Here is a 19,900-nt window from a genome sequence, read left to right on the forward strand (position 1 = left end):
ATCATGACGAGGAAAAACGATAATGAACAAGACCTACGTTCTGGTCTGGAATGGCAGCCAGGGAATCTGGCAGGTGGCCGGCGAACGGGTGCGCCGGCGCGGCAAGTCGTCGACGCGCGCGAGTATCGTCGCCGTGCTTGCGTGGCTCGCGGGCAGTGTGCTGACCAGCGCACATGCGCTGCCGGTGGGCGAGAATGTCGTGTCGGGGAAGGCGGACATTCACCGCTTCGACAACGATCGTCAGATGTCGATCAACCAGCATACCGACAAGCTGATCACCGAATGGACGTCGTTCAGCGTCGACGGCGGGCAGCGCGTCACGTTCAACCAGCCGTCGACGTCGTCGATCGCACTCAACCGGGTCGTTGGCCGGGACGCGAGCCAGATCCGCGGCAACATCGACGCGAACGGCCGCGTGTTTCTTGTCAATCCGAACGGCATCCTGTTCGGCAGTTCGGCCCAGGTCAATGTGGGCGGGCTCGTGGCGTCGACGCTCGGCATCAAGAACGAAGATTTCGAAGCGGGTCGTTTCCGGTTCGTCGGCGCCTGGCCGAATGACTCCACGCGCACGGTCACGAACCATGGCCAACTGACAGCCAGCGAGGGCGGCGCGATCGCGCTGCTCGGCGCGCAGGTCATGAACGGCGGGACGGTGTTCGCGCAGATGGGAACGATCGCGCTGGGCGCGGGCAGCGACGTGACGCTGAACTTCGACGGGCGCAAGCTGCTCGGCGTGCAGATCGACAAAGGGGTCGTCGACGCACTCGTCAGCAACAACCGCTTGCTGAAGGCCGATGGCGGGCTGGTGCTGATGAGCGCGAAGGCCGCCGACACGGTGCTGAGCACCGTCGTCAACAACCAGGGCAGCATCGAGGCGCGGACCTTACGGAATACCGCCGGCCGGATCGTGCTGGACGGCAACGACGCGGGCGTCGTCAACGTCGCGGGCTCGCTGAATGCGAGCGCGGGCATGCCGATGGGAGACGGTGGCACAGTCGAGACCCGCGGCGCCGACGTGAGGGTTGCGCTCGGCGCGATGGTCGACACGCGGGCGACGAACGGCCGGACGGGGGTGTGGCGCATCGCATCGTCCGACATGACGATTCAGCCCGGCGCGAACCAGCCGGGAACGATCGTCGCCGACACACTGTCGCGCAATCTCGGCACGACCAACGTCGAGCTCGTTTCCGAGCGCGGCAACCTGTCCGCCAATGGCCCGGTGACCTGGGCGAGCGATCATCAACTGAAGCTCGTCAGCCGGCAGGGAAATGTCACGGTCAACGGCGCGCTGCGCGCGAGCGGCGCGAACGCGGGCGTTGCGCTCGATGCCGCGAAGGACGTGCTGATTGCGGCGCCGATCGCGTTGACCGGCGTGAACGCGAAGATGACGCTCGACTACGGCGGCGCGTACGCGATCGGCAAGGACGCGGCGGTGACGCTGTCGGGCCTCGGTGCGGGTTTCGAGTCGAACGGCCTCCGTTACACCGTGATTCATAACCTCAACCAGTTGCAGGCCGTCAATGCGAATCTCGACGGACTCTACGTGCTCGGCAACGACATCGCAGGCTCGTACTACGGAACCTCGTTCCAGACGCTCGGCGGCAGCAGGTCGTTTGCCGGCGTATTCGACGGCCTCGGCAACACGCTCAGCAACCTGACGATCACGAGCAGCGATCCGTATGCAGGCCTGTTCGGCAGCAACACCGGCCGGCTCGCGAACCTCAACCTGAAGTCGCTGCGCGTGAGCGCGAGCATGGGCGTTGGTGCGACCGCAATCGGCGGACTCGTGGGCGAAAACCGCGGCTCGATCGCGAACGTGACGGCGACTGGCATGCAGGTGAGCGCCGGCGCGACCCGCAGCAACGCGCTGGGCGGTCTGGTCGGCGTCAACCGCGGTCAGGTCGACGGGGCGTCGTTTACCGGAACGGTGTCGGGCAACAGCATGACTTATGCGGCCGGCGGCCTGATCGGCGAGAACGACGCGCGGTTCCACGGCGGCGACGTGTCCGGCAGCACGGCAAACGCGATGGTGTCGGGCGGCCAGTCGAACGTGGCGGCGATCGGCGGCTTCGTCGGCTTGAACCGCGGCGGCAAGATCCGCGATTCGTCGAGCCTCGGCAACACGAACGGGGCGTCTCTTACCGGCGTGAACGTTGGCGGCTTCGTCGGCACAAACCTGTCCGGCAAGCTCGACAACGTGTCCGCGTCGGGGCGAACCACGGGCGGCACGGGCGGTTCGGTAGGCGGTCTCGCCGGCTTCAACGGCGGCGACATCGTTCATTCGAACTCGACCGGCGTGGTCGACGGCCGCTACGCGGCTGCGATCGGCGGCTTCGTCGGCCTGAACCTGGGGAAGATCACCGACAGCAAGGCAATGGGCGCGGTGTCGTCAGCATCGACGAGTGCGATGGGCGGATTCGTCGGCATCAACGAGGGCCGCGATTCGTTGATCGACATGGCCGAGGCGCATGGCACGGTGTCCGGCGGCCAGGGCAGCGTCGGCGGCTTCGTCGGCCGGAACGTCGACGGCACGATCTCGCACTCGGTGGCGCGCGGCAAGACCACGGGCGGCAGCTACAGCAAGATCGGCGGCTTCGTCGGCCTCAACGAAGGCAATCTCGCGGACGTCGATGCGAGCGGAGACGTCGTCGCGGGCTCGTATTCGTCGGTCGGCGGCTTCGCAGGCGTGAACTCGGTGTCGGGCTCGATCAAGTTCGCCGCGGCGACCGGCGACGTCCGGGGGGGCACGTCGAGCGAGGTCGGCGGCTTCGCAGGCGTCAACGACGGGCACGTGTCCGACGCGTCGGCATCCGGTCCGGTCACCGGCGGCTGCTATGCGACGCTCGGCGGTCTGATCGGGCTGAATTCGGGCGCCGTCAAGCGTTCGGTCGCAAGCGGCCGCGTCAACGGCTCGAACCTGTCGTCCTGGCGCCAGACCTATGGCGGGCTCGTCGGCGTGAATCGCGGCGAGATCCGTTACAGCGGCACCTCAGGGTACGCCGCGGCGGTGCAACTGGTGGGCCTCAACCAGGGTTCGATCGAGTAACGCCGTGCAATGCGGGCGCCATCGGCGGATCGGCGCCCGCCGCACCATGACGGGAAACAGCATGAAGACTCTTTTTCAGACGACAGGGCGACGAGCCCGCGCGGCTTTGCTCGGGCTCGTCGCAGGCGGGTGCACGCTCCTGTGCAGTGCGCATGCGCAGACGCGGGACGCGACGGCGGTCGACTGCACGTTCGACAACGTCAAAGCGGGACCATGGCTCGAGATAAATAGCCTGACCAACTCGACGGCGACCGGGACGGTCCTGTATGAGCGCAACATATCGCTTTTCATCAACTACAACTACGGCCCGGGGGCTCGGGAGAAGCACGAGCTGGTGAGCGCCGGGCATTGGTTGCCGGTGGGCAGCATGGTCGCGAATGGTATCGCGGAGACGAACGTCGATGGAATCGGTTTTCAATGGGTCGGCGTTTCGGATGACAGCGAAGAGCATACGTTGCGGCAGCGCAGCCGTCCTGTCGCATTTTCGAAGCACGCCATTTTGCGGCCCGGGTCGTGGACGCCTAGCGACGCCGCGATGGCAATCTATCGTCAGAGGCTGATTCTTCAGAAGTCAGCATCGGAACTGCCGGCCGGCGATCTCGTCATCAACGATCTGCCGGGCAATCCGACCGTTACGCTCTACGCGCTCGATCTGCCGGTCAATACCGCGTCGATCGGCGGCGAGGTGGATGTACCCGCAGTCATGGACCCGCCGGGTAGTTGCAAGCTGTCGAGGACCTATCGCGGGATGGGTAACCTCACGATCGGTGGCGGCCCGATCGTGGTGCCGAAGAAATGCGAGATCGAGGATAACTGGATCATCCCGGTCAATCTCGGCCATGTCGCGATCAGCCAGTTCCCGACGCCGAATGCGGTTTCGCCGCCGGTGGAGTTCAACATCGAGTTGAGCCAGTGCGCGGCCGCGGCCAAACCGGCGATCAGTTTCCGCGACAAGTCGGGCAAGCCGAACGCGGACCCGACGCTGCTGCAGTTGAGCGGCCCGAGCGGAACCGCGCTCGCGAGCGGATTCAACATCGTGATGACGAACGTATTGACCGGGGAGCGGATCGCGTTTGGCGAACCGGGGGCGGCGCGGCAATATCCGATGCAGCGCAGCGGCACCACGGCCGTGATGCCGTTGCGCGCGCAATACATCCGGACCGGCGCGGCCGGCGAGCTCAAGCCGGGCTACGCGGGTGGCGCGGCGGAATTCACGTTCACCTTTCCGTGATGCGCGGCGCGGCGCAGTACGCGTCCAGCGCCGATCTGCAGGAGATGCACATCGACGTCGACCGCGAGCGCGATTGCGCACAGCAGAACGACCCGCACGAAGCCGGCGCGATCGTCGCGCAAAGTCGTGACGACGAACAGCATCGGCCCGCGCCCGTATTGCCGTAGCGGGCCGCAGGCACCGTCATCCCGGTCGGCCAGGCGTCATCCGCAATGGTCATGGGCCCGACCGGCAAGCGCCTGTACGTGACCGACAACGATGCGAACGCGCGCGTGGTCGTCGACGCGCGTCACCGCCGTCATCACGAAACCCGCAGAGCAAAGCAGCATTTCTTGGTTCGAATTCACACGACCCGCTGATACGTTAGCGGCTTCACGGCAGCACCCGCCGTGAACTTCCTCGAACCGGCCCCCCGCGTGATCCGTGGCGGCGCTCATAACAATTCGGTCGTGCTCATGAAATTCCACACTCTCGCCGCGTGGCTCGTCGGAGCTGCGCTCGTCACCGCGGGCACTGCTGCGCACGCGGACCGCCTGGACGACATCAGGAAAGCCGGCGTGCTGCGCGTCGCGACGTTCGACAGCAACCCGCCGTTCGGTTTCGTCGACGCGAAGAACCACCACATCGTCGGCCTCGACGTCGACTACGCGAAAGCGCTCGCCGACAAGCTCGGCGTGAAGCTGCAACTGCAGCCGACGAACCCGGCGAACCGCATTCCTTTCCTGACGTCCGGCAAGGTCGACCTCGTGCTCGCGAATTTCACGATCACCGACGAGCGCGCGAAGCAGGTCGATTTCAGCATTCCGTACTTTTCGTCGGGCCAGCAGTTCCTCGCGAAGAAGGGCGTGCTGAAATCCGCGGACCAGCTGAACGGGCTGCGAGTCGGCGCGGACAAGGGCACGACGAACGAGATCACGCTGCGCGAGAAGTATCCGAACGCGACGATCGTCGCGTACGACGACACGCCGTTCGCGTTCGCCGCGCTGCGCGCCGGCAACGTGCAGGCGATCACGCAGGATGGGCCGAAGCTGATCGGCCTGCTCGCGAACGTGCCGGACAAGCAGAACTACGAGATCCCGGCGTTTACGATCTCGAACGACTACATGGGTGTTGGCGTGCCGAAGGGCGAGACGCGCCTGCTCGGCTTCGTCAACGACACGCTGAAGGGGCTCGAGACGAGCGGGCGCGCCGCGCAGATCTACGACGCGTGGTTCGGCCCGACGACGAAGACGCCGCTCTCGCGCATCTTCCGGATCGGCGACAAGACCTGATCCTGGCATCTCCGCGCTGCGCGGCGTGGCCGGCACGCGACGCGCGGCGCATCCCGTTTCCTTCCTATGATCGCGGGCGTCGCGCGCCCGCACGACACACATGCTCGGGTTGGCTCCCAAATACCTGTGCTGGCTGTGGCAGGGCTTCCTGCTGACGCTCGGCCTCGCGGCCGCGTCGGCCGCAGCCGCGACCGCCGGCGGGCTCGCGCTCGCGATCCTGCGCCATGCGCGCCGGCACGCGCTGCGCGCCGTCGCGGCGGGCTATATCGTCACGTTCCGCAACACGCCGCTGCTCGTGCAACTGCTGTTCTGGTATTTCGGCGTCGCGTCGCTGCTGCCCGATACCTGGGTCGCATGGCTGAACGCGCGCCATGCGTGGCATGCGGGTCCGATCACGCTCGCCTGGCCGTCGTTCGAATTTGTCGCCGGTTGGGTCGGGCTGAGCGCGTACACGGCCGCGTTCGTCGCCGAGGAGTGCGAGGCCGGGCTGCGTGGCGTGCGTGCCGCGCAGCACGACGCGGCTGCGGCGCTCGGTCTCACGCCGCTGCAGTCGCTGCGCTACGTGATCCTGCCGCAGGCCGTGCGGCTCGCATTGCCGCCGCTGTTCGGGCAGTACATGAACCTGGTCAAGAACTCGTCGCTGACGATGGCGATCGGCGTCGCCGAACTGTCGTACGCGTCGCGACAGGTCGAGACCGAGACGTTCAGGACGTTCGCCGCGTTCGGCGTCGCGACCGTACTGTATGTCGCCGCGGCGGCCGCGATCGAGGCGATCGCGTATGCAGCGGCGCGATGGCGCGACCGACTCGGGCCGGCCGGCTGACGGCGGAGGATCGAAGATGGATTTCACGCTGCTTGCCGACAATCTCCCGTATCTGCTCGTCGGCGCGTTCCCGGACGGGCCACTCGGCGGCGCCGCGCTGTCGCTCGTGCTCGCGATCGCGTCCGCATGCGCGTCGGCGCTGCTGGGCGTGGCGCTCGGCGTCGCGATGGCGCTCGCGCGCAGCTGGGCGCGCGTGCTGCTGCTCGCGTTCATCGGCTTCTTCCGCGCGATTCCGGTGCTGATGCTGATCTTCTGGACGTACTTCCTGATGCCGATGCTGCTGCATACGGATGTGCCGGGGCTCGCGACGGTCGTGTGCGCGCTCGCGCTGATCGGCGGCGCCTATCTCGCGCACGCGGTGCATGCGGGGATCGTCGCGGCCGGCGCGGGGCAGTGGCAGGCCGGGCTGTCGCTCGGGCTCACGCGCTGGCAGACGGTGCGCTACGTGCTGCTGCCGCAGGCGATCCGGATCATGACGCCGTCGTTCGTGAACCAGTGGGTGTCGCTCGTGAAGGACACGTCGCTCGCGTACATCGTCGGCGTGCCGGAGCTGTCGTTCGTCGCGACGCAGGTGAACAACCGGCTGATGGTGTATCCGGCGCCGATCTTCCTGTTCGTCGCGGCGATCTATCTCGTGCTGTGCACGTCGCTCGATGGTGCCGCACGCTGGCTGCTGTCGCGCCGCCCGCGCGCGGAGCGCATCGCACGCGCGGCGGCCGGAAGCGCGCAACCGGCGCGCGGCGGGCGTCAGGACGCCGTGTAGTGCGTGTTGAAGACCGCGCGCAGCGTCGATTTGTCGCTGGCGAAGTCGCCCCATAGCGGGCCGTCGGTCTGCGCGAACGCGAATGGCGCGGTGTCGATCGACGCGAGGCGGAAGCGCCATTGCGCGGCTTCCTGGCGGAACGCGGTGAGCTGCATGTCGGACAGGCCCGTCTGCGCTTCCGCTAACGTGACGAGCGGATCGACCGGCTGGTCGGCGATCCGCACTTCGAAGTGCAGGTGCGGGCCCGTCGCCGCGCCGGTCATGCCGACCGAGCCGATGCGCTCGCCCTGCCTGACGGGCTCGCCGACCTTGAGGCCGTGCGCGAACGCGGACAGGTGCGCGTAGTAGGTCGAATAGCCGTCGGCATGATCGATGATCACGTAGCGGCCATAGCCGCCCGGATCGGTGCCGACGAATGCCACCGTGCCGTCGGCGGCCGCATCGACGCGCGTGCCGGTCGGCGCGGCAAGATCGACGCCCGTATGGAACGCCATCGCCTGCGACAGCGGATGGATGCGCTCGCCGAAGAACGAGCTGATGCGGGTCCACTTGACGGGCATCGTGAATGCGGCGGCTTCGAGCGGCGCGCCGTCGAGCGTGTAATACGCGCCCTTGTCGGCGCCGGGCGGCTTGAACCAGATCGCGCCGTACGTGTGACCAGCGACGCGCAGCTCGAGCGCGGTCAGGCGCGGCGCGCCATCGTGCGCATCGAACGCGAGGCGGTAATAGTCGCCGCGATGCGCGCTTTCGCGCATCGGCACCTTGCCGCTGACGAGATCGCCGAGCTGGATGCGTACTTCCGGCGGCAGGTCGAGGCGGTTCAGCGCGTCAGACAGCGTCAGCTCGATGCTGCCCGCGCGCAAGCCGCGCTCGGGTTCGGGTTCGGGCGTCGCGAGCGTAAACAGGCTTGCGTAGCCGAGCATGTCGTTGCGATGCGCGCTGAGCGGCGCGAACAGGCCCGGCTGCGCGGTGCGCTCGTCGATCGTCTGCGCGAGCTCGTTCGTGACGAAATGCTGCGCGGTCGGAAACGGCGTGTCCGACAGCACGCGCTGCGGCAGCGCGGTGGTGCCCGTATCGACGGCGCCCGGCAGCTGCGACACGGCGGGCGGCGTCACGGCAAGGCCGAGCGCGGCGAGCGCGCCGAGCACGGCGGCGGGCAGCATTGCGCGCACGAGATGCCACGCACGGACAGGGCGCGCTGCGGAAAATTCAGGGTACGGGGCAGACTTGACCAAGGGTGTCCACATCCAGGGAAACGTTTCGATGAAAGGGTGTGGGACAGGGTCTGTCATTCGCTTGAACAGACTCCAGGCCGCCGGTCGTACGCGCGTCAGGTGGCGACGGGACGGATGGCGGGCGTGCAACGAAACAGGCCCCGTTCGGGGCCCGTGTCGTTTCCGTTCGACCCAGCGGCGCGGGCGGCAGCCCGCTTCGAACGGCATCGTGATTGCCGGGTCAGGACCCGGTTATCACGAAGACGCTAAAGAAAAGTGACAGCGCCAGTCTACCGATGTTCCGCAAATTGTAAAAAAATTTAAATAAGGGTCGGTTTCTTCGTTCCGTAGTGCGGAAAATCAGGATAAATCAGAACGTTTTGCGTATCCGAACCTTATTTCGGCAATTTTTGCGCGTGACGCCGGAGCGCGGCAGACCCCCGCACCGCGTCGAAACCGGCGTCGAGCATCGCCTCGGCGTCGTTCCACAGATTGCCGCGCAGGCGGTTGGTCCAGACCATCGACGCGAACACGCCCTCGAGCAGCGACACCAGATAGACGGCCGCGAGATGCACGTCGAGATCGGCCGCAATGTCGCCGGCCGCGATCGCGCGCCGCAGCAGCGCCTTCGTGATCCGCAGCATCTGCATCTCCAGCAGCATCCGGCGCCGCTGCAATGCGCCGTTCTCCTCGCTCTGTTCGCACTTCGTATACAGGATCACGAGCACGCGCTGCATCGAGCCCGGCTCGCCGCATTGCTGCAGGTAGTGCGACGCGGCCCGCCGCAGCGTGTCGAGCGGGGGGAGGCCGTCGCCGGCGTCGAACCCCTCGGACGAACGCGCGAACGCGCGGTCGCACATCGCGAGACACACTTCCATCTTGTTCTTGTAGTGGCCGTAGACGGCGCCCCGCGACATCCCGGCGGCCTCCGCGAGGTCCGCCATCGCGGTTTGTGCGACGCCGCGCTCGAGCAGCACGAGTTCTGCGGCGTCGAGGATCCGGTGCTTGATGGCAAGGGATTCTTCCCGGGTCTTGCGGGCCATATTGCGAGTTTCCTTACGGTTTGCTGTCGTTTTATTGAGACAACATGACGACAAGTTTAAAGCTTGGCGTAATTAATCAGTCGTGACTGATTATAATCGGCCGCTCTGAGCCGCCGCATTTTAAGGGCGGTGCACGATCCGAGGTCCATATGAAGAACAACAATCGTTTCCTGTCGCGCCGCTGCTGGCTGGCGCCGTTCGCGCTCGCGGCCGCGCTGGCCGTCGCCGGATGTGGAAAGGGCGAACCCGACGCCGCGCCGGAGGCCGCGCAGCGCGCGACCGTGGTGACCGTACGGCCCACCGCGCTGCCGCTGTCCATCGAGTTGCCCGGCCGGCTCGAGGCGTACCGGCAGGCCGAGGTGCGGGCGCGGGTGGCGGGCATCGTCACCGCGCGCACCTACGAGGAAGGCCAGGAGGTGAAGCAGGGCGCGGTGCTGTTCCGCATCGACCCGGCGCCGCTGAAGGCCGCGCGCGATGCCGCGCAAGGCACGCTCGCGAAGGCGCAGGCCGCGGCGCTCGCGGCGAGCGACAAGCGCCGCCGCTACGACGATCTCGTGCGCGACCGCGCAGTCAGCGAGCGCGATCACACCGAGGCGGTTGCCGACGACGCGCAGGCGAAGGCCGCAGTCACGTCGGCAAAGGCAGAACTCGCGCGTGCGCAGCTGGAGCTCGACTATGCGACCGTCACCGCGCCGATCGCGGGTCGCGCGCGGCGCGCGCTCGTCACCGAGGGCGCGCTCGTCGGCCAGGACCAGGCGACGCCGCTCACGACCGTCGAACAGCTCGACCCGATCTACGTGAACTTCTCGCAGCCGGCCGCCGACGTCGATGCGCTGCGCCATGCAGTGCAGAGCGGTCACGCGACCGGCATTGCGCAGCAGGACATTGCGGTCACGCTGATGCGCGCGGACGGCACCGCGTATCCGCTGAAGGGCAAGCTGCTGTTTCGCGATCTCGCGGTCGATCCGACCACCGACACCGTCGCGATGCGCGCGCTGTTTCCGAATCCCGGGCGCGAGCTGCTGCCGGGCGCGTATGTGAGGATCGCGCTCGACAGCGCGATCGACCGCCAGGCGATTCTCGTGCCGCGCGATGCGCTGCTGCGCACGGCCGACCGCGCGTCGGTGCGGGTCGTCGGCGCCGATGGCAAGGTCAAGGACGTCGAAGTCGTCGCCGACCACATGACCGGCCGCGACTGGCGCATCGCGCGCGGATTGTCGGGCGGCGAGCGCGTGATCGTCGACAACGCCGCGCAGTTCGCGCCTGGTGCCGCGGTCACGCCTGTCGAGCGGGCGGGGCCGGCTGAGGCGGGGCCGCGTCACGCGCGGCCGGCCGAGGCCACGTCGTCCGCCACTGCGCCCGCTACCGCGCCCCCCGCGGCCGCTGCTTCGGCGGCCGCCCGTCAAACCTGACCGGTTCGAACCAACATGGCACGTTTCTTCATCGATCGCCCCGTGTTCGCGTGGGTGATCGCAATCTTCATCATGCTGGGCGGCGTGTTCGCGATCCGCGCGCTGCCCGTCGCGCAGTACCCGGACATCGCGCCGCCTGTCGTCAGCATCTACGCGACGTATCCGGGCGCGTCCGCGCAGGTCGTCGAGGAATCGGTCACCGCGCTGATCGAGCGCGAGATGAACGGCGCGCCGGGGCTGCTGTATACATCCGCGACGAGCAGCGTCGGCTCGGCGTCGCTGTACCTGACGTTCAAGCAGGGCGTGAATGCCGATCTCGCCGCGGTCGAGGTGCAGAACCGCCTGAAGACGGTCGAGGCGCGGCTGCCCGAGCCCGTGCGGCGCGACGGCATCTCGGTCGAGAAGGCCGCCGACAATATCCAGCTCGTCGTGTCGCTGACGTCCGAGGACGGCCGGATGACCGACGTGCAGCTCGGCGAATATGCGTCGGCGAACGTCGTGCAGGCGCTGCGCCGCGTCGAGGGTGTCGGCAAGGTGCAGTTCTGGGGCTCGGAATACGCGATGCGGATCTGGCCCGACCCGGTCAAGCTGGCCGGCCACGGGCTCACCGCGTCGGACATCGCGTCGGCCGTGCGCGCGCACAATGCGCGCGTGACGGTTGGCGACATCGGCCGCAGCGCGGTGCCGGACAGCGCGCCGATCGCGGCGACCGTGTTTGCCGACGCGCCGCTGAAGACACCGGCCGATTTCGGCGCGATCGCGCTGCGCTCGCAGCCCGACGGCTCCGCGCTGCTCCTGCGCGACGTCGCGCGCATCGAGTTCGGCGGCAACGACTACAACTATCCGTCCTTCGTGAACGGCAAGACCGCGGCGGGGATGGGCATCAAGCTCGCGCCGGGCTCGAACGCAGTCGCGACCGAAAAGCGCGTGCGTGCGACGATGGACGAGCTGGCGAAGTTCTTCCCGCCGGGCGTCAAGTACCAGATTCCGTACGAGACGTCGTCGTTCGTGCGCGTGTCGATGAACAAGGTCGTCACGACGCTGATCGAGGCGGGCGTGCTCGTGTTCCTCGTGATGTTCCTGTTCATGCAGAACCTGCGTGCAACGCTGATCCCGACGCTCGTCGTGCCGGTCGCGCTCGCGGGCACGTTCGGCGTGATGTTCGCGGTGGGCTTCTCGATCAACGTGCTGACGATGTTCGGGATGGTGCTCGCGATCGGGATCCTCGTCGACGACGCGATCGTCGTCGTCGAGAACGTCGAGCGGCTGATGGTCGAGGAACGGCTCGCGCCGTATGAAGCGACCGTCAAGGCGATGAAGCAGATCAGCGGCGCGATCATCGGCATCACCGTGGTGCTGACGTCGGTGTTCGTGCCGATGGCGTTTTTCGGTGGCGCGGTCGGCAACATCTACCGGCAGTTCGCGCTGTCGCTCGCGGTGTCGATCGGCTTCTCGGCGTTCCTCGCGCTGTCGCTGACGCCTGCGCTGTGCGCGACGCTGCTCAAGCCGGTCGCCGACGGTCATCACGAGAAAGGCGGCTTCTTCGGCGGGTTCAACCGCTTCGTCGCGCGCGCGACCGAGCGCTATGCGCTGCGGGTCGGCGGCGTGCTGAAGAAGCCCGTGCGCTGGCTCGTCGTGTACGGTGCGCTGACCGCGGCCGCCGCACTGATGCTGACGCAATTGCCGACCGCGTTCCTGCCGGACGAGGATCAGGGCAACTTCACGGTGATGGTGATCCGGCCGCAGGGTACGCCGCTCGCGGAAACGATGCAGAGCGTGCGCGAGGTCGATACCTACGTGCGCACGCAGGAGCCGGCCGCGTACACGTTCGCGCTCGGCGGCTACAACACGTACGGCGAGGGGGCGAACGGCGGGATGATCTTCGTGACGCTGAAGAACTGGAAGGAGCGCAAGTCCGCACGCGACCAGGTGCAGGCGATCGTCGAGCGCATCAACGAGCACTTCGCGGCGACGCCGAACACGACGGTGTTCGCGATGAACGCGCCGCCGCTGCCGGATCTCGGCTCGACGGGCGGCTTCGATTTCCGGCTGCAGAACCGCGGCGGGCTCGACTACGCGGCATTCGTCGCCGCGCGCGAGCGGCTGCTCGCCGAAGGCGGCAAGCAGCCGGCATTGACCGACCTGATGTTCGCGGGCACGCAGGACGCGCCGCAACTGAAGCTCGACATCGATCGCGCGAAGGCGTCCGCGCTCGGCGTGTCGATGGACGAGATCAACACGACGCTCGCGGTGATGTTCGGCTCCGACTATATCGGCGATTTCATGCATGGCGCGCAGGTGCGGCGCGTGATCGTGCAGGCGGACGGCCGGCACCGGCTCGATCCGGACGACGTGAAGAAGCTGCGCGTGCGCAATGCGCGCGGCGAGATGGTGCCGCTCGCCGCGTTCACGACGCTGCACTGGACGTTCGGCCCGCCGCAGCTCACACGCTACAACGGCTTCCCGTCGTTCACGATCAACGGCTCGGCCGCGCACGGCCACAGCAGCGGCGAGGCGATGGCCGCGATCGAGCAGATCGCGGGCGGGCTGCCGGCCGGCATCGGCTACGCGTGGTCGGGGCAGTCGTTCGAGGAACGGTTGTCAGGCGCGCAGGCGCCGATGCTGTTCGCGCTGTCGGTGCTCGTCGTGTTCCTCGCGCTCGCGGCGCTGTACGAGAGCTGGTCGATTCCGTTCGCGGTAATGCTGGTCGTGCCGCTCGGCTTGATCGGCGCGGTGCTCGGCGTGACGCTGCGGATGATGCCGAACGACATTTATTTCAAGGTGGGGCTGATCGCGACGATAGGGCTGTCCGCGAAGAACGCGATCCTGATCGTCGAGGTTGCGAAGGATCTCGTCGCGCAGGGAATGTCGCTCGTCGATGCGGCGCTCGAGGCCGCGCGGCTGCGGCTGCGGCCGATCGTGATGACGTCGCTTGCGTTCGGCGTCGGCGTGCTGCCGCTCGCGTTCGCATCGGGCGCGGCATCCGGCGCGCAGATGGCGATCGGCACCGGCGTGCTCGGCGGCGTGATCTCGGCGACCGTGCTCGCGGTGTTCCTCGTCCCGCTGTTTTTCGTGATCGTCGGCCGGCTGTTCAAGGTCGGCGCGCGCCGCCGCGGCGGCGCGCAACCGACGATGGAGGGTACGTCATCATGATGTTTCGACTGAAGGCGCGCGCATGCCTGCGCGCTCAGGTTGCGCTGGCCGCCGCGCTGGCGCTTGCCGGCTGCTCGCTCGCGCCGCGCTACGAGCGCCCGGCGGCACCGGTGCCGGCCGCCTACGCGCCGGCCGATGGCGCGGCGGCGGCACAGTCGTCGAAGCCGTCGACGACGTCAAGTGCAGCGCTGCTCGACGACTGGCGTGCCTACTTCACCGATCCCGCGCTGCAGGCGTGGATCGACGCGGCGCTCGCGAACAATCGCGACTTGCGGATCGCGGCCGGCCGGCTCGACGAGGCGCGCGGGATGTACGGCGTGCAGCGTGCGGAGCGGTTGCCGGCAGTCGATGCGAGCCTCGGCTATGCGCGCACGCGCCAGTACGACCCGGTGGTGCGCGAGAGCGCGATAAGCGGGCTGTATCGCGCGGGCGTCGGCATCAGCGCGTACGAGCTCGATCTGTTCGGCCGCGTGAAGAGCCTGTCCGACGCGGCGCTTGCCGACTACTTCGCGACTGCCGACGCGCAGCGCACGGTCCGCATCGGCGTGATCGCCGAAGTCGCGGGTGCGTACGTCGCGGAGCGTGCGCTGCACGAGCAGCTCGCGCTGGCACGGCGCACGCTCGACGCGCGCGAGCGCATCGCGTCGCTCACGCAGCGCCGCTACGCGGCCGGCACGAGCGACGCGATCGAGCTGCGCTCCGCGCAAATGCTGGTGGCGGCCGCGCGTGCGTCGCAGGCCGCGCTGCAGCGCGCGCATGACCAGGCCGTGCGTGCGTTGCAGCTGCTCGCGGGCGACTTTGCGCGCGAAGCGCCCGGCGACGGGCTGACGCTCGACACGATCGCGATGGCCCCCGTCGCGCCGGGTGCGCCGAGCGAACTGCTCGAGCGGCGGCCGGACATCCGGCAAGCCGAGGCGCGGCTCAAGGCCGCGAACGCGCAGATCGGCGCGGCGCGCGCGGCGTTCTTCCCGCGCATCGCGCTGACGACCGACGTCGGCTCGGTCAGCGACGCGGTCTCGAGCCTGTTCGCGAGCGGCACGAGCGTGTGGACGTTCGCGCCGAGCATCACGCTGCCGATTTTCGCGGGCGGTCGCAATCGCGCGAATCTCGACGTTGCGACCGCGCGCAAGCACATCGCGGTCGCCGAATACGAGAAGAGCGTGCAGGTCGCGTTCCGCGAAGTGGCGGACGCGTTTGCCGCGCGCGAATGGATCGACACGCAGCTTGCCGCGCAGCAGGCTGTGGTCGAAGCGGACAGCGCGCGGCTGAAGCTCGCCGAACGCCGCTACGGCAGCGGCGTCGCGACCTATCTCGAACTGCTCGACGCACAGCGCAGCACGTACGAATCCGGGCAGGAGCTGATCGGGCTGAAGCAGCTTCGGCTCGACAATGCGATCGCGCTGTACCGTGCGCTCGGCGGCGGCTGGTCGCAGGCTGCGGAGGCGGCCGGCGCCGACGCGTGACGGCGCCGCGCCGCGTTCGTCATATCCGGTGATCTGACCGCCGTCGTCGCAAAGGCGCGGCGGCGCGTTGGGTCCGGGCGTCGGCCATGCTGCGGCCCGCCTGTTCGCGTCGCCCGGTGCACTCGGCGCGGCGCAGCACACCCGCTGATTCCTTCTTTTCCACTCCTGTCTGCAGTCGTACACGCGCGGCGATTCGCGATCGCCGCGTGTGTCGATCTGCACGCCACTGCGCAACATTCATATGGCCAGGTGGCGATCGAGTATGCGTGTGATGCGGGTGTGTGCAAGAGCGTGAAGAAATGAGCGGGGGCATGCGAAGCGGGGTGGCGCTGCGGATGCCCGGCAGGCGCGTCGCGAGCCGGAGCGTGATGCTCGACGCGGTGCTGAAGTCGTTCGGACGACCGAAGATCGGGAGATTCGAAGCGTCGGCGACGGTGCGGATATTCCTGTATTGAGCCGCGTCGTGCGTTGTGCGTCGTGCGATGGCGGGATTATTCATACAAATCCGACCGTTCCAAAGGGGTATTCGGGAATCGCATTGAGAATGATTTGCGTTTACGTTAAATTTTGCTATCTCGAAATTTGACGGAGCGAATCGATGGCCATGGCCGAAGTGCCCGAACGACCGGTCACGGCAGCGGCGAACCCGTTCCGCGGCCGTCCATCCGCTCGGCCGTCCAGGTCCGCGCCGCAGGCGTGCCGCGCGGTCGGGCCGAGCGCGCAGGGCGCGCTGCTCGACGTGCTGATCGCCCACCGCGCGATGCTCGTCAACGTCGCGCGCGGTTTCGTCGGCTGTGCGAGCCGCGCCGAGGATGTCGTGCACGACGTGTTCGTGAAGCTTGTCGATTTCCCGAACCAGGATGCGGTGCGCCAGCCGGTTGCGTATGTGACGCGGATCGTGCGCAACGCGTCGATCGACGCGTGTCGCCGCCAGAACCTCGAGAGCCTTTATCGCGCGGACGAGGGCGACGGTTTCGACGTGCCGTCACCGACGCCGACGCCGGAAGCGGTGCTGATGACGCGCGACGCACTGCGGCGCGTGTGGGCCGCGCTCGACGACCTGCCGGCGCGCAGCCGCGCGGCGTTCGAGATGGTGCGGCTGCGCGAGGAAACGCTGCAGAGTGCGGCGCGCGCGCTGAACGTGTCGCAGACGCTCGTGCATTTCATGGTGCGCGACGCCGAGCGCCATTGCGCGGAATGCCTTGACGCGTGCCATCGCGGCGTCGCGTGCCCGGCGTTCTGCGGTGGTCGCGCGCGCCGCCGGTAATAAATCGTGCTGGCCTATCGTCTGTTCGACAGGGGCGGACGATTCGCTCCGCTTTCTTCAACCGCCCCCTGCGATTCCCGACCATGACGCAAACCACGCCGCCTTCCGCCGACATCGACGATCACGTCTGCACGGTCGTCGTCGCGATGGCGCACAGTTGCAGCCCGGTACGCGACGGCACGGAGGGGCAATGACGCCTTCCGCTGCACTCGCCGCGCGCGGGTTGACGGTCGGCTATCGCGACCACGTCGTGCTCGACAGCCTCGACCTGTCGATCGCGGCCGGTCGCGTGACCGCGCTGTGCGGCCCGAACGGCTGCGGCAAGAGCACGCTGCTGCGCACGCTCGCGGGCCTGCAGCCAGCGCTCGCCGGCCATGTCGAAGTCAACGGCCGTCCGCTGGCGTCGTTCAGGCGCCGCGCGCTCGCACGCGAGCTGACGATGCTCGCGCAGTTCAACCAGATTCCATCCGGCCTCACGGTGCGCGAGCTCGTCGCGTACGGGCGCTATGCCTATGGCGGCTTCCTGCGCGGGCTGTCGCGCGCGGATCGCGTCGCGATCGACGAGGCGCTCGCGACGAGCGGGCTTGCCGGCGACGCGAGCCGCGACGTCGGTGCGCTGTCCGGTGGCGAGCGGCAGCGCGCATGGATCGCGATGGCGCTCGCGCAGCAGGCGCCGATCGTGCTGCTCGACGAGCCGACCACCTATCTCGACATCCATCACCAGCTCGACATCCTCGACGCGCTGCGCCAGCTGAACCGTGCGCGCGGGCTGACGATCGTGTGGGTGCTGCACGACCTGAACCAGGCCGCCGCATACAGCGACGAGATCGTGTTGATGCGCGCGGGCCGCGTCGTCGCGCAGGGCACGCCCGACGCGATGCTCGATCCCGCGCGGCTGCGCGTGGCGTTCGGCGTCGAGATGCTGAAGCTCGCGCATCCGCAGACCGGCGCGCCGATGTGCGTGCCCGCGTACGGGCCGTCCGTCGTTGACGCGTCGCCGGCGGCCGCCGTATTCGACCGGGATCTCGCCACATGACGACGTTCGCGATGCGCAAGCGCCGCACGGCAGCCGTCGGCGGCCGGGTCGCGCAGCCGAGCCGCGCCGCGGCGCTTGCGATCGGCATGCTGCTGCTGATCGCGGGCGTCGCCGCGCTGCGCGCAGCGCCGGACCTGCGCGCGTGGTGGGGCGCCGCGCCCGGCAGCGACGCCGGCGCGCTCGCGCACGTGTTCCTGTTCGACCTGAACCTGCCGCGCATCGCGGCCGCGCTCGTCGCGGGCGGCTGCCTCGGCATCGCCGGCGCGCTGTTCCAGTCGGCGACGCGCAATCCGCTCGCGTCACCCGACCTGCTCGGCGTGACCGGTGGCGCGCAACTCGGCCTGCTCGCGGCGATGCTCGTGCCGGCGCTCGCGGGCGTCGCGTCGGTGCCGCTGCTGTTCGTCTGCGGGCTGGCCGCCGCCGCGTGCGCGATGCTCGCGGCGGGCGGCTGGCGCGCGACGCCGCTGCGGCTCGTGCTCGCGGGCAGCGTCTGCATGCTGCTGTTCGCTGCGCTGTCGACGCTGCTGCTCGCGCTGTTCGAACAGAACATCGCGGGCGCCGCGCTGTGGGCGAACGGCAGCCTCTATCAACCGGGCGCAACCGGTCTGAGGCTCGCGGCGAGCTGGCTCGTGCTGCCGCTCGCCGCGCTGCCGTTCGTGATCCGGCCGCTCGATCCGCTCGCGCTCGGCGACGACGCAGCGGCCGCGGCCGGCGTGCGCGTCGATGCGGCGCGGCTCGCCGCGACGGTCGTCGCGGTCGCGTTCACGAGCGTCGCGGTCAGCATCGCGGGGCCGCTGTCCTATGCCGGCCTCGTTGCGCCGAACCTGCTGCGCCAGATCCGCGGCGCGCGCGCCGCGCGGCTCGCCGCGCTGGTGCCGCTGTCCGCGCTCGCGGGCGGCGCGCTCGTGCTCGTGACCGACAGCGCGGTGCTCGCGTCGGGCCTCGACGCGACGCTGTCGACCGGCGTCGCGATCGCGCTCGTCGGCACGCCGCTGATGCTCGCGCTGATTCGCCGCGGCGCCGCATGGTCCGGCGTGCTGCATGCGGGCCCCGAGCGCGCGGCCGGCACGCGCGCAACGCGCGTCGTCGGCTGGCTCGACGACTTGCGCTGGCCGCGACGCACCGCGCTGTTTGCGCTGACGGGCGCGCTCGTGCTGGTCGCGGGCGCGTCGGCCGGCCCTGAATGGCTGACGCCTGCGCGCTGGCACGCGGCGCTGTCGGGCGGCGACCCGGTCGCACGGATGCTGATCGACCTGCGTGTGCCGCGGCTGCTGTGCGCGATGCTGGCCGGCGCGCTGCTCGCCGCGAGCGGCGTCGCGATGCAGAGCGTCGTGCGCAATCCGCTGGCGGGACCGGAAGTGCTCGGCGTCACGCAGGGCGCGGCGCTCGTCACGCTGTTCGCGCTGACCCGCTGGCCGCTCGCGGGCCACGGCGTGCTCGCGGGCGCGGCCTTGCTCGGCGGCGGCGTGTCGCTCGCGATCACGCTCGGCCTGAACCATCGGCATCGCTACGCGCCGCTCACGGTCGCGCTGACCGGGATCGTGATCGGCACGTTGTGGACGACGCTCGCGCAATGGCTGATCACGCAGGAAAGCGTGCAGCCGGCGCGCTTCGTCGTATGGCTCGTTGGCGGCACCTACGGACGCAGCTGGGGCGAGGTCGCGATGCTGCTGCCGTGGTGCGTGCTTGCGGTGCCGGTGTTCGCGTGGCTCGCGCAGCCGCTCGACATGCTCGCGCTCGGCGACGACCAGGCGGCCGCGCTCGGCCTGCCGATCGCCGCATTGCGACCGCTCGCGCTCGTGATCGCGACGCTCGCCGCGTGCGCGGCGGTTGCCGCGGTCGGGCCGGTCGGCTTCATCGGGCTGATGGCGCCGCACGTCGCGTCGATGCTCGGCGCGCGGCGCCATCGCACGCGCCTGTGGCTCGCGGCTGCTTGCGGTGCGCTGATTCTCGGGTTCGCGGACGTCGCGGCACGCACGGCGGTCGCGCCGCGCGAGGTGCCGGCCGGCGTGCTCACCGCGCTGATCGGTGCGCCGTATCTGCTCGGACTGCTGATCGTCGAGGCGCGCCGTGCGCGGCGCGCGGGACGATGACGCTGCGCGCGGGACGATGACGCTGCCCGAGCTGCCTGAGCTGCCTGAGCTGCCCGTGCCGCCTGAGCTGCGTGAGCCGCCGGTC

Annotated in this window: 14 protein-coding genes and 1 pseudogene; 13 read left to right on the forward strand and 2 right to left on the reverse strand. The window is 68.9% G+C overall.

The genetic code is table 11. The features are described from left to right. The first annotated feature begins 22 nt into the window (after positions 1-22). The 6 genes from DID96_RS03810 to DID96_RS03835 all read left to right on the forward strand — a co-directional run bounded on the left by DID96_RS03810 (position 23) and on the right by DID96_RS03835 (position 7,134). Positions 23-3,046, forward strand: a complete 3,024-nt coding sequence (locus DID96_RS03810) for a GLUG motif-containing protein (protein WP_124597924.1) — start codon at positions 23-25, stop codon at positions 3,044-3,046. A 61-nt stretch (positions 3,047-3,107) separates the two neighbouring features. Beyond that, positions 3,108-4,277, forward strand: coding sequence for a fimbrial protein (locus DID96_RS03815; protein WP_124597925.1), 1,170 nt, complete (start codon positions 3,108-3,110; stop codon positions 4,275-4,277). Beyond that, positions 4,277-4,444 carry a hypothetical protein gene (locus DID96_RS38200; protein WP_185732165.1) on the forward strand — a complete coding sequence of 56 codons (168 nt, stop codon included), beginning with the start codon at positions 4,277-4,279 and terminating at the stop codon, positions 4,442-4,444. The genes DID96_RS03815 and DID96_RS38200 overlap by 1 nt, the downstream gene beginning before the upstream one ends. A gap of 288 nt (positions 4,445-4,732) precedes the next feature. Further along, positions 4,733-5,548, forward strand: coding sequence for an ABC transporter substrate-binding protein (locus tag DID96_RS03825; protein ID WP_124597926.1), 816 nt, complete (start codon positions 4,733-4,735; stop codon positions 5,546-5,548). 100 nt (positions 5,549-5,648) lie between these two features. Then, positions 5,649-6,371, forward strand: a complete 723-nt coding sequence (locus tag DID96_RS03830) for an amino acid ABC transporter permease (RefSeq protein ID WP_124597927.1) — start codon at positions 5,649-5,651, stop codon at positions 6,369-6,371. Positions 6,372-6,387: 16 nt separating this feature from the next. Beyond that, a complete protein-coding gene (locus DID96_RS03835; protein ID WP_124597928.1) occupies positions 6,388-7,134 on the forward strand; it encodes an amino acid ABC transporter permease in 747 nt (248 codons plus the stop codon). Here the strand turns inward: DID96_RS03835 and DID96_RS03840 are convergent. Together DID96_RS03840 and DID96_RS03845 are read right to left on the reverse strand one after the other, a co-directional pair. Further along, positions 7,119-8,381, reverse strand: a complete 1,263-nt coding sequence (locus DID96_RS03840; protein WP_260463795.1) for a M23 family metallopeptidase — start codon at positions 8,379-8,381, stop codon at positions 7,119-7,121. The two genes, DID96_RS03835 and DID96_RS03840, sit on opposite strands and share 16 nt — an antisense overlap. Before the next feature lie 362 nt (positions 8,382-8,743). Next, entirely contained in the window at positions 8,744-9,391 is a 648-nt protein-coding gene (locus DID96_RS03845; RefSeq protein WP_124597929.1) for a TetR family transcriptional regulator, read from the reverse strand. Between the two features lie 149 nt (positions 9,392-9,540). On the opposite strand from DID96_RS03845, the gene DID96_RS03850 reads away from it, so the two are divergent. From DID96_RS03850 to fhuB, 7 genes and pseudogenes are all read left to right on the forward strand, one after another. Continuing rightward, positions 9,541-10,803, forward strand: coding sequence for a MexX/AxyX family multidrug efflux RND transporter periplasmic adaptor subunit (locus DID96_RS03850; protein ID WP_124597930.1), 1,263 nt, complete (start codon positions 9,541-9,543; stop codon positions 10,801-10,803). Positions 10,804-10,818: 15 nt separating this feature from the next. Next, positions 10,819-13,956 (forward strand): multidrug efflux RND transporter permease subunit, encoded by a 3,138-nt coding sequence (locus DID96_RS03855; RefSeq protein WP_124597931.1) that lies wholly within the window; start codon positions 10,819-10,821, stop codon positions 13,954-13,956. Then, positions 13,956-15,419, forward strand: coding sequence for an efflux transporter outer membrane subunit (locus DID96_RS03860; RefSeq protein ID WP_124598046.1), 1,464 nt, complete (start codon positions 13,956-13,958; stop codon positions 15,417-15,419). The genes DID96_RS03855 and DID96_RS03860 overlap by 1 nt, the downstream gene beginning before the upstream one ends. A 350-nt stretch (positions 15,420-15,769) precedes the next feature. Continuing rightward, positions 15,770-15,874: pseudogene (locus tag DID96_RS03865) on the forward strand (fimbrial protein); the annotation flags it as partial. Between the two features lie 143 nt (positions 15,875-16,017). Beyond that, a complete protein-coding gene (locus tag DID96_RS03870; RefSeq protein ID WP_124597932.1) occupies positions 16,018-16,686 on the forward strand; it encodes an RNA polymerase factor sigma-70 in 669 nt (222 codons plus the stop codon). A gap of 190 nt (positions 16,687-16,876) precedes the next feature. Continuing rightward, positions 16,877-17,722, forward strand: coding sequence for an ABC transporter ATP-binding protein (locus DID96_RS03875; RefSeq protein WP_124597933.1), 846 nt, complete (start codon positions 16,877-16,879; stop codon positions 17,720-17,722). Further along, complete coding sequence (fhuB, locus tag DID96_RS03880) at positions 17,719-19,815, forward strand: Fe(3+)-hydroxamate ABC transporter permease FhuB (protein WP_124597934.1); 2,097 nt, start codon at positions 17,719-17,721, stop codon at positions 19,813-19,815. Before DID96_RS03875 ends, fhuB begins: the two co-directional genes overlap by 4 nt. Positions 19,816-19,900: the final 85 nt, after the last annotated feature.

The organism is Burkholderia sp. Bp8963, assembly GCF_003854275.1.
GTDB lineage: Bacteria > Pseudomonadota > Gammaproteobacteria > Burkholderiales > Burkholderiaceae > Burkholderia.

Bases quoted from the DNA above. Each gene is read 5' to 3' on its own strand.
- fhuB (WP_124597934.1), top strand. From the start codon at position 17,719: ATGACGACGTTCGCGATGCGCAAGCGCCGCACGGCAGCCGTCGGCGGC.
- DID96_RS03830 (WP_124597927.1), top strand. From the start codon at position 5,649: ATGCTCGGGTTGGCTCCCAAATACCTGTGCTGGCTGTGGCAGGGCTTC.
- DID96_RS03810 (WP_124597924.1), top strand. From the start codon at position 23: ATGAACAAGACCTACGTTCTGGTCTGGAATGGCAGCCAGGGAATCTGG.
- DID96_RS03855 (WP_124597931.1), top strand. From the start codon at position 10,819: ATGGCACGTTTCTTCATCGATCGCCCCGTGTTCGCGTGGGTGATCGCA.
- DID96_RS03845 (WP_124597929.1), bottom strand. From the start codon at position 9,391: ATGGCCCGCAAGACCCGGGAAGAATCCCTTGCCATCAAGCACCGGATC.
- DID96_RS03860 (WP_124598046.1), top strand. From the start codon at position 13,956: ATGTTTCGACTGAAGGCGCGCGCATGCCTGCGCGCTCAGGTTGCGCTG.
- DID96_RS03840 (WP_260463795.1), bottom strand. From the start codon at position 8,381: ATGTGGACACCCTTGGTCAAGTCTGCCCCGTACCCTGAATTTTCCGCA.
- DID96_RS03850 (WP_124597930.1), top strand. From the start codon at position 9,541: ATGAAGAACAACAATCGTTTCCTGTCGCGCCGCTGCTGGCTGGCGCCG.
- DID96_RS03835 (WP_124597928.1), top strand. From the start codon at position 6,388: ATGGATTTCACGCTGCTTGCCGACAATCTCCCGTATCTGCTCGTCGGC.
- DID96_RS03825 (WP_124597926.1), top strand. From the start codon at position 4,733: ATGAAATTCCACACTCTCGCCGCGTGGCTCGTCGGAGCTGCGCTCGTC.
- DID96_RS03870 (WP_124597932.1), top strand. From the start codon at position 16,018: ATGGCCATGGCCGAAGTGCCCGAACGACCGGTCACGGCAGCGGCGAAC.
- DID96_RS38200 (WP_185732165.1), top strand. From the start codon at position 4,277: ATGCGCGGCGCGGCGCAGTACGCGTCCAGCGCCGATCTGCAGGAGATG.
- DID96_RS03875 (WP_124597933.1), top strand. From the start codon at position 16,877: ATGACGCCTTCCGCTGCACTCGCCGCGCGCGGGTTGACGGTCGGCTAT.
- DID96_RS03815 (WP_124597925.1), top strand. From the start codon at position 3,108: ATGAAGACTCTTTTTCAGACGACAGGGCGACGAGCCCGCGCGGCTTTG.